Origin of the sequence: Phenylobacterium sp. (genome assembly GCF_030645195.1) — a bacterium.
Lineage (GTDB): Bacteria > Pseudomonadota > Alphaproteobacteria > Caulobacterales > Caulobacteraceae > Phenylobacterium.
Map to the genome: position 1 here is coordinate 44934 of NZ_JAUSLW010000070.1, position 15507 is coordinate 60440.

General features: G+C 69.5%; 14 protein-coding genes. 9 read left to right on the plus strand and 5 right to left on the minus strand.

Annotation, left to right across the window (positions count from 1 at the left end):
* Positions 1-306: 306 nt before the first annotated feature.
* Entirely contained in the window at positions 307-3132 is a 2826-nt protein-coding gene (locus tag Q7T09_RS06450; RefSeq protein ID WP_304698593.1) for a TonB-dependent receptor, read from the minus strand.
* Positions 3133-3512: 380 nt separating this feature from the next.
* Between Q7T09_RS06450 and queC the strand changes: the two genes are divergently transcribed.
* From queC to Q7T09_RS06465, 3 genes are read left to right on the plus strand one after another with little or no spacing between them, the layout of a single operon-like run.
* Positions 3513-4235 (plus strand): 7-cyano-7-deazaguanine synthase QueC, encoded by a 723-nt coding sequence (gene queC, locus Q7T09_RS06455; protein ID WP_304698595.1) that lies wholly within the window; start codon positions 3513-3515, stop codon positions 4233-4235.
* Positions 4232-4864 (plus strand): 7-carboxy-7-deazaguanine synthase, encoded by a 633-nt coding sequence (gene queE / locus Q7T09_RS06460; RefSeq protein WP_304698598.1) that lies wholly within the window; start codon positions 4232-4234, stop codon positions 4862-4864. Before queC ends, queE begins: the two co-directional genes overlap by 4 nt.
* Before the next feature lie 35 nt (positions 4865-4899).
* Positions 4900-5271: a 6-carboxytetrahydropterin synthase gene (locus tag Q7T09_RS06465; RefSeq protein WP_304698601.1), complete on the plus strand. Its 372-nt coding sequence runs from the start codon at positions 4900-4902 to the stop codon at positions 5269-5271.
* Here Q7T09_RS06465 and Q7T09_RS06470 read toward each other — a convergent pair.
* From Q7T09_RS06470 to Q7T09_RS06485, 4 genes are all read right to left on the minus strand, one after another.
* Positions 5268-5486 (minus strand): hypothetical protein, encoded by a 219-nt coding sequence (locus tag Q7T09_RS06470; RefSeq protein ID WP_304698603.1) that lies wholly within the window; start codon positions 5484-5486, stop codon positions 5268-5270. The two genes, Q7T09_RS06465 and Q7T09_RS06470, sit on opposite strands and share 4 nt — an antisense overlap.
* Before the next feature lie 71 nt (positions 5487-5557).
* A complete protein-coding gene (locus Q7T09_RS06475; protein WP_304698604.1) occupies positions 5558-6079 on the minus strand; it encodes a response regulator in 522 nt (173 codons plus the stop codon).
* A gap of 185 nt (positions 6080-6264) precedes the next feature.
* Complete coding sequence (gene aroC, locus Q7T09_RS06480; RefSeq protein WP_304698606.1) at positions 6265-7386, minus strand: chorismate synthase; 1122 nt, start codon at positions 7384-7386, stop codon at positions 6265-6267.
* Between the two features lie 33 nt (positions 7387-7419).
* Positions 7420-8106, minus strand: a complete 687-nt coding sequence (locus tag Q7T09_RS06485; protein ID WP_304698608.1) for a J domain-containing protein — start codon at positions 8104-8106, stop codon at positions 7420-7422.
* Positions 8107-8210: 104 nt separating this feature from the next.
* Here Q7T09_RS06485 and pdxH point away from each other — a divergent pair, with 104 nt between their 5' ends.
* The 6 genes from pdxH to Q7T09_RS06515 form a co-directional block, all read left to right on the plus strand.
* The gene (gene pdxH, locus Q7T09_RS06490; protein WP_304698610.1) at positions 8211-8876 is read left to right on the plus strand and encodes a pyridoxamine 5'-phosphate oxidase; all 666 of its coding nucleotides are present in this window, start codon (positions 8211-8213) and stop codon (positions 8874-8876) included.
* Complete coding sequence (locus Q7T09_RS06495; RefSeq protein ID WP_304698612.1) at positions 8873-10366, plus strand: bifunctional aminoglycoside phosphotransferase/ATP-binding protein; 1494 nt, start codon at positions 8873-8875, stop codon at positions 10364-10366. The genes pdxH and Q7T09_RS06495 overlap by 4 nt, the downstream gene beginning before the upstream one ends.
* 119 nt (positions 10367-10485) lie before the next feature.
* Positions 10486-10878 (plus strand): hypothetical protein, encoded by a 393-nt coding sequence (locus Q7T09_RS06500; RefSeq protein WP_304698614.1) that lies wholly within the window; start codon positions 10486-10488, stop codon positions 10876-10878.
* 36 nt (positions 10879-10914) lie between these two features.
* The gene (locus Q7T09_RS06505) at positions 10915-11331 is read left to right on the plus strand and encodes a response regulator transcription factor (protein ID WP_304698615.1); all 417 of its coding nucleotides are present in this window, start codon (positions 10915-10917) and stop codon (positions 11329-11331) included.
* 42 nt (positions 11332-11373) lie between these two features.
* Positions 11374-12813, plus strand: a complete 1440-nt coding sequence (locus tag Q7T09_RS06510; RefSeq protein WP_304698616.1) for a sulfatase-like hydrolase/transferase — start codon at positions 11374-11376, stop codon at positions 12811-12813.
* 112 nt (positions 12814-12925) lie between these two features.
* On the plus strand, positions 12926-15507 hold a 2582-nt coding region (locus Q7T09_RS06515), incomplete at its 3' end, for a long-chain-fatty-acid--CoA ligase (protein ID WP_304698617.1).

Here is a 15507-nt window from a genome sequence, read left to right on the forward strand (position 1 = left end):
TCTGTCGCGCGCCGGGCGTCGTCAATGTGAAGGCCGACAAGTGGGCTGAAATCGGTCACGCTTTCGCGCGGTTGTGGCCGAAGTACCGCAGTTTCAAACCGGCGGTACAAAACTGACCCACGTTCTTTGGCCGGCTTGTTAATCCCAGGGAAAGCTTGGCCGTTCGTCCGGTGGGTCCGAGCGGTGGGACATACCGCATCAACGAATTGACGCCAGCGTCCAGGTTCAGGGGATTTTGGCGTCGGGCAAGAAAAAGGGGCGGCGGGTTTCCCCGCCGCCCCAAAAGGCGCTCCCGGTTGGGGGAGACTAGAACTTCTTGGTCACGGTCACGCCGTATTGGCGCGGCTCGAGGGTGAAGGTGTTGGTGAACAGGCCCGAGGAGTCGTCGGTCAGGTAGAGGTCGGTGATCGGCTGCTCGTCGGTCAGGTTCTTGCCGTAGAGTTGGACGTCGAGACCCCAGTCGGAGTTGCTCAGCGTCACGGTGGCGTTGACGTTCTGATAGCCTTCCAGCGCGTCGGTCGTGGAGTTGAAGATCCGCGCGTAGCTGTCGGCCTGACGATAGTAGTCAGCGCGGGCGGTCAGATCCCAGTTGTCGAACATCCACTTGTACTGGGCCCCGAAACCGAGGGTCCACTTCGGCGAGTTCGGCAGCTCCTTGCCGGTCAGGGCGACCGGAATGCCCTGGCCGATATTGGCCACGGTGTTGACCGCCGGGGCGTTGTTGACGAAGGCCGGAGCCGTCGCGACGCCCGCGGGGTAGTTGTAGATCCCGATGGCGCCGGCCAGGGCCGCGGGCAGGCCCGAGCAGATGCCCAGGACCGCGGACGGCGCGATGGTCAGCAGGGTCGCGACGCCGGAGGTGGTGGCGACGCAGTTGGAGCCGTCGGTGGCCTTCACCACCACCAGGTTCGGATTGCCCTGGGTGCGGTTCATGGTGTCGATCGAGGCACCGTTCTGGATCTCGGTGTCCAGCCAGCCGTACTGCAGGTTGAAGCGCAGGTTGCGGATCGGTTCCCAGATGCTTTCGATCTCGACGCCCTTGATCTTGGCGTCGACGTTCTCGTTCTGCGAGGACTTATTCACGATCTTGGAGATCTGATAGCCCTTGTAGTTGTAGTAGAACGCCGTGGCATTGAGGATCAGGCTGCCGCCAAGCAGGCTGTTCTTGGTGCCGAGTTCGAAGGCGTCGAGTTGTTCCGGCGCGAACGAACTGGTCGTCGCCGAGCAGCCCGGGGTGGTGGCGTCGCACGGGGTGTTGAAACCACCCGCCTTATAGCCGCGCGCATAGGTGGCGTAGAAGGTCGACGCCTCGGTGAAGCTGAGCTCCGGCGTCCATTGCAGGTTCAGGCGGCCGGTGGTGGCGGCGTTCTGATAGTCGACCCGTACGGAGGGAGCCGCGCCGCGGCCGCCGGTGAAGTTCGGGTTGGCGATCACGCCCGAGCCGGGCGGCGGGGCGGTCTTGGTCGGACCGGCCAGCAGGGTGATCGGCGTGGAGTCGAGCACCTTGTGGTCGTCGGTGTAGCGCAGGCCGGCGGTCAGCTTCAGGGTGTCGCTGAGGCTCCAGTAGACTTCGCCGAACACCGCCTTGGAGGTGGTCGTGCCGTGGCCGCGGGAGTCGTAGTAGTTGCGGCCCTCGTTATCCGACGGCGGGAAGTTCGGGTCGACGTAGTAGGGATAGGTGTTGGGGATGCCGCCGAGGTCGCTGAGCTGCGCGAAGGCGGTCAGCGAGTTGGCGAAGACGTAGTAGTCGGTGACCGACTGGCCCTTGGTGTAGAGCGCGCCGACGCTGAAGTTCAGCGGGCCTTCCGAGTTGGAGAACAGCCGCAGTTCCTGGCTGAATTCCTTGCTGTCGGTGCGGCCCAGGTCGAAGGCGCGCAGCTTGTTGTCGCGGCCGACCTGCGGGTCGGTCACGAAGCCGCCAGGCGCGACGAAGGCCATGAAGCCGACGGGGGAGAAGGTGCCCGTGCCGACGACGCGGTTGTAGTCCTGGTAGGAATAGCCCTCGTTGTAATTCACGCCGGTCAGCGAGGCCAAGGTCAGGCTGTCGGTGAGGGCGACGGAGGCGTCGATCTGGAAGAAGTCCTGCTGCGCCTGGTAGATCGGGTCGGTGACCGACTCGATGTTGAGCAGGTTGTGGTCCTGGATCTTGCCGGCGTTCAGGTCACCGTTGGACAGGCCGCCCAGTTGGGCCAGCAGGCCGCCGAGGGTGGCGACGGAGTTGACCGCGCCGTAGGCGGCGTTCTGGTAGCGCGAGCCGGGCAGGCAGCCCTGGCTGAAGAAGTTGCGGTTGGCTCCGGTGGCGACGCCGCCGATGGTGGCCGGGCCGGGATCGGGGATGCAGAGCTGCTTGCCGATCCGCGAGCGGGAGTCCTTCTCGTTGAAGTGCTCCCACAGGACGTTCACGTCCAGGACGTCGTTCGGCTTGATGCGGAACTGCAGGCGCGACGACGACAGGTCGCGGTCGTCGATGTCGTTGTGGGTGTAGGTGTTGTCGCCGTAGCCGTCACGCTTCACGTAGGAGGCGGCCCAGCGCATGGCCATGTAGTCGTTCAGCGGAACGTTGACCGCGCCCTTGAGGCGGGTGGTCTTGTAGTTGCCGTACTCGGCGCTCAGCCAGCCGCTCATGTGCTCGTCGCCGACGGCCGGCTTGACGGTGATCACGTTGACCACGCCGCCGGTGGCGTTGCGGCCGTACAGGGTGCCCTGCGGGCCGCGCAGCACTTCGACGCGTTCCACGTCGTAGAACTCGGCGTCGGCCAGGTGGTTGGCGCTCTGCGGGGTGTTGTTCTGGTGGAAGCTGACCCCGGCCTCGCCGCTGCCGACGACCTTGGTGCCGATGCCGCGGATGGAGAGGTTGTAGCCCCCGAAGTTGGAACGCGAGAAGTTCACGTTCGGAATGGCCTGGAGCAGGTTCTGCCCGCCGTCGATGCGTTGGACGCGGAGGCTGTCTTCGGAGAAGGCCGAGACGGCGACGGGAACGTCCTGGAGGGACTCTTCGCGCCGCTGAGCGGTGACGACGAGCTCCTCGATGACGTTAGCGCCTTGGGCGAAGGCGGGCGAGCTCATCGCGGTCAGGGCCGCGGCGCTCGCGCCAACGACCAGCAGGCTCCGCAGGTGCAGAGTTTTGGACATTCTACGTTTCCTCCCAAGACAGCCGGACTTTCTACGCCGGTCCGGTCTGTCAGCATTCGCCGCGCAATATTTTCGGCCGGGAACACGCGGCGGCTGCCCCAGCAATCGTTACGGTCACGCCGCGAGCTAGAGTCTGTCAACGGACGCCGATAGGTGAACGGCGTTCACTCAGCATCTTTTCGACGTCATGTGGCGCAAATACCAAGGTTCTTTCGTGCTTCCCTAGGGGCAACAAAACCTGAGCGCGCAAGGGACAGGCGATCTAGCGGTCGCCTCATCGGCGAATGTGCATCACCCCTGTTGTCGCTTCGCCGCGCGGCGGCGTGACGCGGCGCCGCGCGAGCCTTCCGATTTGGCCTCGGCTGCCGCATATGGGGGCCATGAGCCAAGCATCGCGCGCCATCGTGCTGTTCTCCGGCGGCCAGGACTCCAGCGTCTGCCTGGCCTGGGCCTTGGAGCGCCATGACCATGTGGAGACCGTGGGCTTCGACTACGGTCAGCGCCACGCCGTGGAGATGGCCCAGCGCCAGGTGGTTCGGGCCGCCATCGCCGAGCGTTTCCCCCAGTGGGCCGGCAAGCTGGGCGAGGACCACGTCATGGACCTGACTGGCTTCGGGGCGGTGGGCGAGACCGCCATGACCACCGAGCGGGCCTTCGAGATCACCGAGAAGGGCCTGCCCAACACCTTCGTCCCCGGCCGCAACCTGGTGTTCCTCACCTATGCCGCGGCGCTCGCCGACCGCCGCGGCGCCCGCTTCCTGGTGGGGGGCATGTGCGAGACCGACTTCTCCGGCTATCCCGACTGCCGGCGCGACACCCTCGACGCCCTGCAGACCGCGCTGAACATGGGCATGGCCCAGGACTTCGTCATCGAGACCCCGCTGATGAAGCTGACCAAGGCGCAGACCTGGGCGCTCTCCAAGACCCTCGGCGGCGAGGCGCTGGTGGAGCTGATCGTCGCCGACAGCCACACCTGCTACCGCGGCGAGCGCGGCGACCTGCACCCCTGGGGCCACGGCTGCGGCGACTGCCCGGCCTGCGATCTGCGCATCAGGGGCTGGCGCGAATGGGTGGCCGCCGCCCGCCCGGAGCTCGCCCTGTGAGCTATGCGGTCAAGGAGATCTTCCTGACCCTGCAGGGGGAGGGGGGCCAGGCCGGCCGCCCGGCGGTGTTCTGCCGGTTCGCGGGCTGCAATCTCTGGTCGGGCCGCGAGGAGGATCGCGCCGGCGCGGTCTGCACCTTCTGCGACACCGACTTCGTGGGCATGGACGGTCCCGGCGGCGGACGCTTCGCCACCGCCGACGCCCTGGCCGATGCGGTGGCGGCCCAGTGGCGGGGCGGTCCCGACAACCGCCTGGTGGTCTGCACCGGCGGCGAGCCGCTGCTGCAACTGGACCCGGCCCTGATCGCGGCCCTGCACGCCCGGGGTTTCACCATCGCCCTGGAGACCAACGGCACGCTGGCGGCGCCCGCCGGGATCGACTGGATCTGCGTCAGCCCCAAGGCCGACGCCCCGGTGGTCCAGCGCTCCGGCCAGGAACTGAAGCTGGTCTTCCCCCAACCGGAGGTCGATCCGGCCGCCTTCGAGGGGTGGGACTTCGAGCGGCTTCTGCTCCAGCCGATGGACGGCCCCGACCGGCTGGCCAACACCCAGGCGGCGATCGCCTATTGCCTCGCCCACCCCCAGTGGCGTTTAAGCGTCCAAACCCACAAATATCTCGGCATTCCCTAAGCCGCACCCGCGCTTGGCGACGCCAAAGACAGCTGATGAACGCCCCGATTTTCGAGATCACCAAGTCCGCGACCTTCGACGCGGCGCACTACTTCGAGGACGGGCCCGAGCACCGGCCCTATTCGCGGCTGCACGGCCACTCGTTCAAGGTGGAGGCCACCGTCCGCGGCGCGCCCCAGGAGCCGGTGGGCTGGGTCGCCGACCTGGCCGACCTGGACGCGGCCCTGCGCGGGGTGGCCGCCGAGCTGGACCACGGCCTGCTGAACGAGAAGCCCGGCCTGGAGCGCCCGACCCTGGAGCATCTCTGCCTCTATTTCGCCGAGCGCCTGAAGGCCCCGTTCCCCGGCCTGTGCCGGATCGTGGTCTCGCGCCCCACCATCAACGAGAGCTGCGCCCTGGCGCTTTAGCGCCGACGCTTGTTTTCTTCGTCGGCCTTGCCGTCGCCGGGGATGACCGCGCCCACCACCATGCCCGCGCCCTTGGCCGTCATGCCGACGGCGCTGGCGGTGACGCCCACCGCGGTGCCCACCACGGCGCCGGCGGCCATGGCGATGCAGCCGGATTGGGAGAGGCCGAGGGCCAGGAACAGGGCGCCGGTGGCGGCGGTGCGGGCGAGTTTCATGCTGGGGTCCCCGGGTGGTCCCGTACGGTTAACCGCCAAACCATACCAAAAGGTGGCGGGGCTGCGGCGCCTCAGCGCTTCGGAGAGCGCGGGACCGGGCCCGCGGCGGCGCGGTCGGCGGCGCGGCGGCGGGGGCCGTCATAGTTGGGGTCGACCTTGCGGCGGCGCTCAGGCCCGAAATAGTCGTCGGTGCGGACGAAGGGCCGGGGGTGGTCGATGATCTTCTGCAGCCGATCCAGCACGCCGCGCGCGGTCAGGGGCTTGGCCAAGAACTCGTTGACCCCGGCGTCGCGGGCCTCGTGGATCCGCCGCAGGGTGGAGTGACCGGTGATCATGATCACCGGCGCCATCTGGTTGGGGCTGTCGGCCGAATTGCGCAGCAGCCGCACGAAGTCGATGCCGTCGAGGGGCTCCATGGCCAGGTCGGTCATGACGATGTCGATCGAGTGGGCCCGCATGCGCTGCAGGGCCTCGGCGCCGTCGCTGGCCTCGTAGATGTTGTTCACGCCCACCGCGCGCAGGATCTCCGACAACAGCACCCGGATGTGGGGGTTGTCGTCGACGAGCAGGATCTTGAGAAGGTCAAGCCGCACGGGGCGCTGCTGCAATCTAACCTAGAAAATGGACGCCACGACGGTCGTCGGAATCGCACGGCCGGAAGCGTAGGAGGCGCTCAATACCGGGGCGTAACAAGTTCGGTCAACGCGAAATAATGTTGTTCGATCAATTCGATCCCGCAGGGGCGAATGTAACGCGCCGCGTCGCCGTGACCCGGCGCTCAGTCCTTCGCAACCCTGCCGGGCAAGTAAGCTTCACCACCCGTTTGAGCCCGGTGCCGCAGGAAGGCGTCGGCCAGGACACAGGCGGTCATGGCCTCCACCACCGGCACGGCGCGCAGGCCCACGCAGGGGTCGTGGCGGCCCTTTGTGCGCAGGTCGATCTCCTCGCCGGCCTCGTTGATCGACCGCCGCAGGGAGAGGATGGAGGAGGTGGGCTTGAAGGCCACGCGCGCCACCACCGACTGGCCGGTGGAGATGCCGCCGAGAATGCCGCCGGCGCTGTTGGAGAGGAACATCGGGCCCGCATTGCCCATCCGCATCTCGTCGGCGTTCTCCTCGCCGGAGAAGGCGGCAGACGCGAAGCCCGCGCCGATCTCCACGCCCTTGGCGGCGTTGATGGACATGAGCGCCCCGGCCAATTCGGCGTCGAGTTTGCCGTAGATCGGCGCGCCCCAGCCGGCGGGCACGCCCACAGCCTCCACCTCGACGATGGCGCCGGTGGACGAGCCGGCCTTGCGGACCTGCTCCAGGTGTTCTTCCCAGACGCTCACCATCTGCGTGTCCGGGCACCAGAAGGGATTCTCGGTGGTCTGGTCCCAGTCGAACCGCGCGCGGTCGATGGCGTGCGGCCCGATCTGCACCACCGCGCCGCGGATGGTGACGCCCTGCAGGATCTTGCGCGCCACGGCGCCGGCGGCGACCCGGGCGGCGGTCTCGCGGGCCGAGGCCCGGCCGCCGCCGCGATAGTCGCGCACCCCGTACTTGGCGAAATAGGCGTAGTCGGCGTGGCCGGGGCGGAAGGCCTGGGCGATCTCGGAATAGTCGCGGCTGCGCTGGTCGACATTCTCGATGATCATCGAGATCGGCGTGCCGGTGGTGACCTGGCCGTCGGTGTGGTCGTCCTGGAAGACCCCGGACAGGATCTTCACCGCGTCCGGCTCCTGGCGCTGGGTGACGAACTTGCCCTGCCCTGGCCGGCGCTTGTCCAGCCAGACCTGGATCTCCTCGGCGGTGAGCTTGATGTTGGGCGGGCAGCCGTCGACGACGCAGCCCAGCGCCGGCCCATGGCTTTCGCCCCAGGTGGTGACACGGAACAGGTGGCCGAAGGTGTTGTGCGACATGGCGGCGCTTCTAAACGCCGACGGCCGGTTAGGCTAGGCCGCCCAGGCCGCGGCGAACCGGCGGAGCTGGGCCCTGGCCGCGGAATCCCCGCTGGCGCTGTCGGCGGCCAGGCGCAGGAACAGGTGGCCCTGGCGGTGGCGGGCGCGGGCCGGCAGGCCCTGGCCCACCAGGCGGATCAGGCCACGCTCGCAGGCCTTCCTGGTGATCCAGACCACCCGGCGTCCCAGCGGGGTGTCGACCCCGATGCGGCCGCCCTCGGCCAGCAGGCGCGGCTCGATCTTCACCGTGATCCAGAGGTCGTCGCCGCGCACCAGCATCTCGCCGTCGCCGCGGATGGCCACCTCCAGCTCGGCGTCGCCGGCGCGGACGGTGTCGCCGGCCCGCAGACCGGGGGGCAGGTCGATCTTCACCCGGCGACCGTCGGGCAGGCGGTGCTCCACCTTGCCGCCGGTCATGGCCACCAGGGGCGGGACCGACAGGGTGGGGGAGGCGGCGACCGGACGGGTCACCGTCGCCGGCGGCTGGCTGACCCGGTCGCGCGGCGCGGGCGCGATCTGCAGGATGCGATAGGCCTCCACCACCTCGCGGAAGCGTTCGGCGTCACCCCCCTTTCGATCGGGATGCGCGCGCTTGGCGGCCTCGCGGAAGGCGCGGCGCAGTTCGGCGGGGCCGGCGAGCAGGCCCGCCCCCAGCACCTCGCGCGCCCGCTTCACGCTCATCGTGGTTGTGTTCGCCCCGACCATCCCGCGCAGTCTTAGTGAAGACGCGGTCAATGCGGGGTTAAGCCCCTGACGCTGGGTCCTGCCTGCGCTATATGCCGACCATGACCGACAAGCCCGCCATCCCCGCCTCGCCGAGCGAGGACGACTACGTCCGCAGCGTCACGGAGGCGCACCCCCTGCCGCTGTTGACGGAGGAGGACCCCCTGGCCCTGTTCAACGCCTGGCTGGTCGAGGCCCTGGACAAGGAGCTGAACGACGCCAACGCCATGGCGCTGGCCACCGCCGACGCCGACGGCCTGCCCGACGTGCGCATGGTGCTGCTGAAGGAGGCCGACGAGCGCGGCTTCGTCTTCTATTCCAACGAGACCAGCGCCAAGGGCCGCGAGCTGGCGGCCAATCCCCAGGCCGCCCTGTTGTTCCACTGGAAGTCCCTGCGCCGCCAGGTCCGGGTCCGCGGACCCGTCTCCCACGTCACCGACGCCGAGGCCGACGCCTACTGGGCCACCCGCGCCCGGCCCGCCCAGATCGGCGGGTGGGCCTCCCACCAGTCCCAGGCCCTGCCCGACCGCCTGGCCCTGGAGAAGCGCATCGCCGAGTTCGGCCTGAAGTTCGGCATCTCCAAGGTGCCGCGCCCGCCGCACTGGCGCGGCTTCCGCATCACCCCCCACGTCATCGAGTTCTGGCGCGACCGCCCGTTCCGCCTGCACGAGCGCCTGGTCTTCCAGCGCGAGGGCTCCGGCTGGACCACGAAACGGCTCTATCCTTGACCGACGGCCACGAAGCCGAGGTGGCGGCCTGGTTCGAGGGCCGCTCGGAGCGCGCCATCGAGACCGCCTGCGCCCGGGTCTATCTGGCCGGCGACCAGGCCTTCAAGGTCAAGCGCCACGTCGATCTGGGCTATCTCGACTACTCCACCCTGGACCTGCGCCACTGGGCCCTGGAGCGGGAGCTCAGCTTCAACCGCGCCGCGGCGTCGGACATCTACCGCGCCGTCCGACGGGTCAGCCGCGCGGGCGACGGCGGGCTGGAGCTGGACGGCCCCGGCGAGACCGTCGAGTTCGCCCTGGAGATGCGCCGCTTCGACGAGCATGCGGTGCTGGCCGCCCAGCCCTGGGCCGTCGACGGTTCCCTGGCCGACGCGCTCGGCCGCACCGTGGCCGGCTTCCACGCCGCGGCCCCGGTCCGGCCCAAGGGGGGCGGCGGGGCGGCGCTGAAATACACCATCGATTCCAACGCCCACCTGCTGCGGGGCCTGGCGCCTCGCCTGGGCGCCGAACGGGTCGAGCACCTGGTCGCGGCCACCGACGCCGAATATTTCCGTCGCGAGCCCCTGCTGGACGCTCGCCGCGCCGCCGGCTTCGGCCGCCACTGCCACGGCGACCTGCACCTGGGGAACATCCTGCTGGAGAACGGCCGGCCGATCCTCTTCGACTGCATTGAGTTCAACGACGTGCTCTCGGAGATCGACGTCCAGTACGACCTGGCCTTCCTGCTGATGGACCTGCAGTTTCGCCGGCGCTCCGACGCCGCGGTCCGCGTCCTGTCGGCCTATCTGGACGAGGCCGCCCGGGTCTGGGGGCGCGAGCTGCGCCAGGGCCTGACCGCCCTGCCGCTGATGCTGTCGGTCCGCGCCGCGGTCCGGGCCCATGTCTGCGCCAACAGCGGCGATGACGCAGGCGCACAGGCCTATCTCGACGCCGCTGTCGCCCACCTGACCCCCGTGGCCCCCAGTCTGGCGGCGGTGGGTGGCCTGTCGGGGACCGGCAAGTCCACCTTCGCCCGGCTGATCGCGCCGGGCCTCGGCGCCTCGCCGGGCGCGGTGGTCCTGCGCACCGATGAGGTGCGCAAGCGGCTGCTGGGCGCCGCCCATGACCAGGCGCTCTCCAGCGAGGTCTATTCCCAGGCCTATTACGACCAGGTCTACGACACCCTGTTCGCCGACGCCGCCGATCTGCTGGCCGCCGGCCGGGCCGTGGTGCTGGACGCCACCTTCATCCAGCCCAACCTGCGGGTCCGGGTCGAGACCCTGGCGGCGCGGGCCGGCGTCCCCTTCCACGGGGTCTGGCTGGAGGCCGCCCCGGAGATCCTGGCCGGACGCATCCAGGGCCGCACCGGCGACGCCTCGGACGCCACCCTCGCCACCCTGACGATGCAGCTGGCCCGCGATGTCGGCCAGGTCGCCTGGACCCGTGTCGACGCCTCGGGCCCCGCCGAGGACTCTGCGGAGGCCTGGTCCACCCGCTACGCCCGCCCCTGACCGGCGCTGCGGACACCCCATTTTGGACCTGTGCGGGGACGTCGCAGGCGGGGCCATGATTCATGGTCTGTTAGCCGCGACCGCACAGGGTCTTCCGACACAACTCGGGGATCGGTGTTATGGGCGCGCAGACGCAGACCGCGGACGTCCTGGAGGCCAGCGTCTCCAACATGGTGGGCGTGCTCTCCTGGGAGATCGAGCTGGCGGGCGCCCGCTGCATGAAGCTCGATGTCCTGGTCGGCGAGCTGATGCACATCCTGCCCCAGGAGCACCGCGAGAAGCTGGTGGAGGGCATGCAGACGGTGGATCTGCTGGGCCAGCAGCTCACCAGCCTGGCCGCCTTCGCCCGTCACCTCAGCGACGAGATTTCCGACGACGTGACCGCTTCGGTGCAGGACGCGCTCGGCGACATGACCCTCGCGGCCCTGGCCGACCGGATGTTCAGCGCCCTTGGCGGCGAGGAGAAGGGTCTCAACGACGGCGACGAGGCGGGCGACCTTGACCTGTTCTGACCTGATCCCAACCCCTGCGCGGAAAGGCGACCGTCGATGACCCTCAAGATCCAAGGCCGCAAGATCGTGATCTGCGACGCCGACCGTACCGTGCTGGAATTGCTGCAGATCCGGCTGGAGCTGTTGGGCGGCCAGACCTTCGTCGCCCGCACGGGGCCGGCGGCGCTCGAGACCATCGAGACCGTGGGCCCCGACGCGCTTCTGCTGGACCTCAACCTCCCGGAAATGGACGGGTTCGAGGTGCTGCGCGCCCTCGATCCGCGCGGGGAAGGCATAGCCTTCCCGGTCCTGGTCATGGGAAACAAGCCCGGCGCCGCGGAAATCGAGCGCGCCTTGAGCCTCGGCGCCTGCGACGCCCTGATCAAGCCGTTCAGCGGGGCCGAGATGCTCGAACGGGTGGCCCGCCAGTTCCGCCGCGACGCCCGGGCCGCGGCGCGTTCGGCTGCGGCCTGACGGAGGCTTTCGCGGCCGCCCCGCCTCGTCCATGGTGGCGGGGTGAACATCCTCCTCGTCACCCTCGACCAGTTCCGCGGCGACGCCCTCTCGGCGGCGGGCCATCCCGTCGTGCGCACGCCCAACCTCGACCGGCTGGCGGCGCAGGGGGTGCGGTTCGCCCGCCACTACAGCCAGGCCGCCCCCTGCAGCCCGGGGCGGGCCAGCCTCTACACCGGGACCTATCAGCTCAATCACCGCGTGGTGGCCAACGGCACCCCCCTGGACCGGCGGCTGGACAATGTGGCCAAGGCCGCGCGGCGGGCGGGCTACGTCCCCACCCTGTTCGGCTACACCGACCAGGCGGTGGATCCCCGTGACGCCACCGGGCCCGACGATCCCCGCTTCAAGTCCTGGGAGGGCGTGCTGCCGGGCTTCGAGGTCGGCCTGAACTTCGCCACCCACGATCCGGGCGTCTGGGTCCGCTGGCTGCGGGACCTGGGGCACGAGGTCCCCGACGACTATGAGGGCGCGGTGGGCGGCGAACCCGGCCGGCCTGCCAAGCACAGCCTATCAGCCTATCACACCGACGTCCTGCTGGACTGGATCTCAGGCCAGGACGGGCCCTGGTTCGCCCACCTGTCGCAGCTTCGCCCGCACCCGCCCTATGGCGCGGCGGGCCACTTCGCCGAGATGTACGATCCGGCCGACATGGCCGCCCCCATCGCGCCGGCGGAGAATCGCCACCGCCTGCACGACGGCCTGATGCGGGTCATTGGCGCCCCGGAAGACCCCGCGGAGATGGCCAGGCTGCAGGCGCAGTACTTCGGCATGGTCAGCGAGGTGGACCACCAACTCGGCCGCGTCTGGGCCGCCCTGGAGGCCTCGGGCCAGTGGGAGGACACCTTCATCGTCGTCACCGCCGACCACGGCGAGCAACTGGGCGACCACGGCCTGATCCAAAAGTCGGGCTTCTTCGAGGAGAGCTATCATATCCTGGGCATCGTCCGCGATCCGCGGGAGGCGCGGGGCCACGGGACGGTGGTCGAACGCTTCACCGAGAACGTCGACATCCTGCCCACCCTCTGCGAGGCCATGGGCATCCCGGTTCCCGACCAGTGCGACGGCCTGCCCCTGACGCCCTTCCTGAAGGGCGAGGACCCGCCTCACTGGCGCACCGCCGCCCACTGGGAGTTCGACTGGCGGGGCTCCAACATCCCCAAGGGTCCGCAGGCCTGGCCCTGGGACCGGCGGATGGAGCGCCAGAACCTGGCGGTGCTGCGGTCGGAGGCGGCCGCCTATGTCCAGTTTGGCGACGGCGACTGGCTCTGTTTCGACCTGGCCGCCGACCCCACCTGGCGCACCCCAGTCACCGACACCGGTGTCGTGCTCGCCCACGCCCAGGCCATGCTGACCTGGCGCGCACAGCACGCCGACCGCACCCTGACCGGCCTGCTGATCGACAACGGCGGGACGGGGCGCTGGCCTGTCGCGCACGCCTGACGCAGGTGGTAACCCTAACCCCTCGCGTCTCAAGGGCGCGACGTTGCGCTAACGCGCGCGTGAAATTAGCCTATCGCGGCCCTGAAGAGGCCGAAGTTGGAGGACGCTTTCGATGCAAGGCAGGATGCAGGACTGGCCGCTGACGGTCGACCGGATACTCGACCACGCCAAGTCCTGGCACGGGGACCGCGAGATCGTCTCGCGCTCGGTCGAGGGCCCCATCGTCCGCACCACCTATGCGCAGGTTCACGCCCGGGCCAAGCGGGTGTCCAACGTCCTGCGGGGTCTGAACATCCAGCCGGGCGACCGGGTCGCGACCCTGGCCTGGAACACCGCCCGCCACATCGAGGCCTGGTACGGGATCATGGGGATGGGGGCGGTCTGTCACACCCTCAATCCGCGCCTGTTCTCCGAACAGCTCGTCTACATCATCAACCATGCCGAAGATAAGGTCATCTTCACCGACCTGACCTTCCTGCCGATCCTGGCCGGCATCCGCGACCAGATCCCCACCGTTAAGCACATCATCGTCTTCACCGACGACGCCCACATGACCGGCGACCTGCCCGGCGCCCATTCCTACGAGAACCTGATCGGCCAGGTGTCGGAGGACGCGGTCTGGGGTGGCTTCGACGAGAATTCGCCCGCCGGCCTCTGCTACACCTCCGGCACCACGGGCAATCCCAAGGGCGTGCTCTACAGCCACCGCTCCAACTTCCTGCACACCCTGGTGACCATGGGCGCCGACGTGCTCGGCATCGGGGCCCTGGACACCGTCCTGCCGGTGGTGCCGATGTTCCACGCCAACGCCTGGGGCGTGGCCTTCTCGGCGCCCGCCGTGGGCGCCAAGCTGGTCATGCCGGGCGCCAAGCTGGACGGCGCCTCGATCCACGAACTGCTGGAGAGCGAACAGGTCACCTTCTCGGCCGCCGTGCCGACGGTCTGGCAGATGCTGCTGACCCACCTGCGCGAGACCAACGGGACCCTGAACAGCCTCAAGCGCGTGGTCATCGGCGGCTCGGCCGTGCCCGAGGCCATCGTGCGCGCCTTCCGCGACGACTACGGGGTGGCCGTCACCCACGCCTGGGGCATGACCGAGACCTCGCCGCTCGGCACCCAGGCCACGCCGAACCACAAGATCGCGGCCATGGACGACGAGGCCCAGCTGCGCTTCCAGCTCAAGCAGGGCCGCCCGCCGCTGGGCATCGACCTGCGGCTCACCGACGACGCGGGCCACGACCTGCCCCGCGACGGCCACACCTTCGGCAAGCTGCTGGTGAAGGGCCCGTTCGTGGTGGGCGAGTACTTCAAGGGCGACGGCGGCGAGATCCTCGACGACCAGGGCTTCTTCGACACCGGCGACGTCGCCACCCTCGACGAGCACGGCTTCATGCAGATCACCGACCGCGCCAAGGACGTCATCAAGTCCGGCGGCGAGTGGATCAGCACCATCGAGATCGAGAACATCGCCGCTGGCCACCCCAAGGCCGAGCTCGCCGCCGTCATCGGCATGCCCCACCCCAAGTGGGACGAGCGGCCCCTGCTGCTGGTCAAGCTGCGTCCCGGCCAGACCGCCACCAAGGAGGAGTTCCTGGCCTTCCTCGAAGGCAAGATCGCCAAGTGGTGGATGCCCGACGACGTGGTCTTCGTCGACGACATCCCGCTGGGCGCCACTGGCAAGATCGACAAGAAGCTGATCCGCACCCGGATGACCGACTATGTCCTGCCCACGGCCGCAGCCGCCGCGGCCGCCGGCGTGGCCCTGGCCGCCCCGCCGGAGCCCAAGATCTATGCGCCCGAGCCCGAGGGTCATGCCGCGCCCTCCGAGCCGCCGCAGATGGACCACACCGCCTGGTCGCCGGCCGCCAAGCCGGTGCAGGAGCAGGAATATTCCGGCTTGACCGTGGTGACGCCGACCCTGGCCGAGTTCCCCGCCGCCGATGCGCCGGAGGCCACGGCGGAGGCCGGCGCCCCTTTTCCCGCTGAGCCGCGGGCCGACGCCGCGGCGCACGCCGATCTTCCCAAGCCCGAGGCAGCCCCGGAGGCGCCCCTGGCCATGCCCCTGCCGCACGAGCGCCGCAAGCCGCGCAAGCGGGGCGGGGGCTTCGCCGGCTTCTACCTGAATCTCGCCACCCTGGCGGCCCTAGCCCCGGCCCTGATGGTGGGCGCCGGCATGCTGGGCACCCGCTACGGCCTGATGGACTGGAAGACCGGCCTGGGGGTCATCGCCCTGGAATGGGCGCCCAAGGTGGCCCTGGTGGCCGTGGCCGCCGGCCTGCTGGGGGTGATCATCGCCCTGTTCGCGGGCTTCGGCCGCTTCTGGGCCCGGGCCCTGCTGGTCCTGGCGATCTGCGGCGCCACCTTCGGCGCCTATGTCTGGGCCCGCCAGGAACAGGTGACCAACCCGCCGATCAATGACGTCTCCACCGACTGGAGCATGCCGCTGACCTTCTCCGAGAAGATGATGCGCGAGCGCGGGCCCGAGGCGATCCTGGTGGAGGCCGATCCTATGACCCGCCTGGACGCCGGCGCCTATGCCGGCCGCCGCGTCGCCGAGATCAACGCCGAGACCTGCGCCCAGGCCCGGCCCCTGCTGCTGCCCGCCGCCCCCGGCGCGGCCTATGCCAAGGCCAAGGCCGCCGTGGAGCAGGCGGGCCTGGCCCTGGTCACCGACGACCCCGCGAGCGGCCGCCT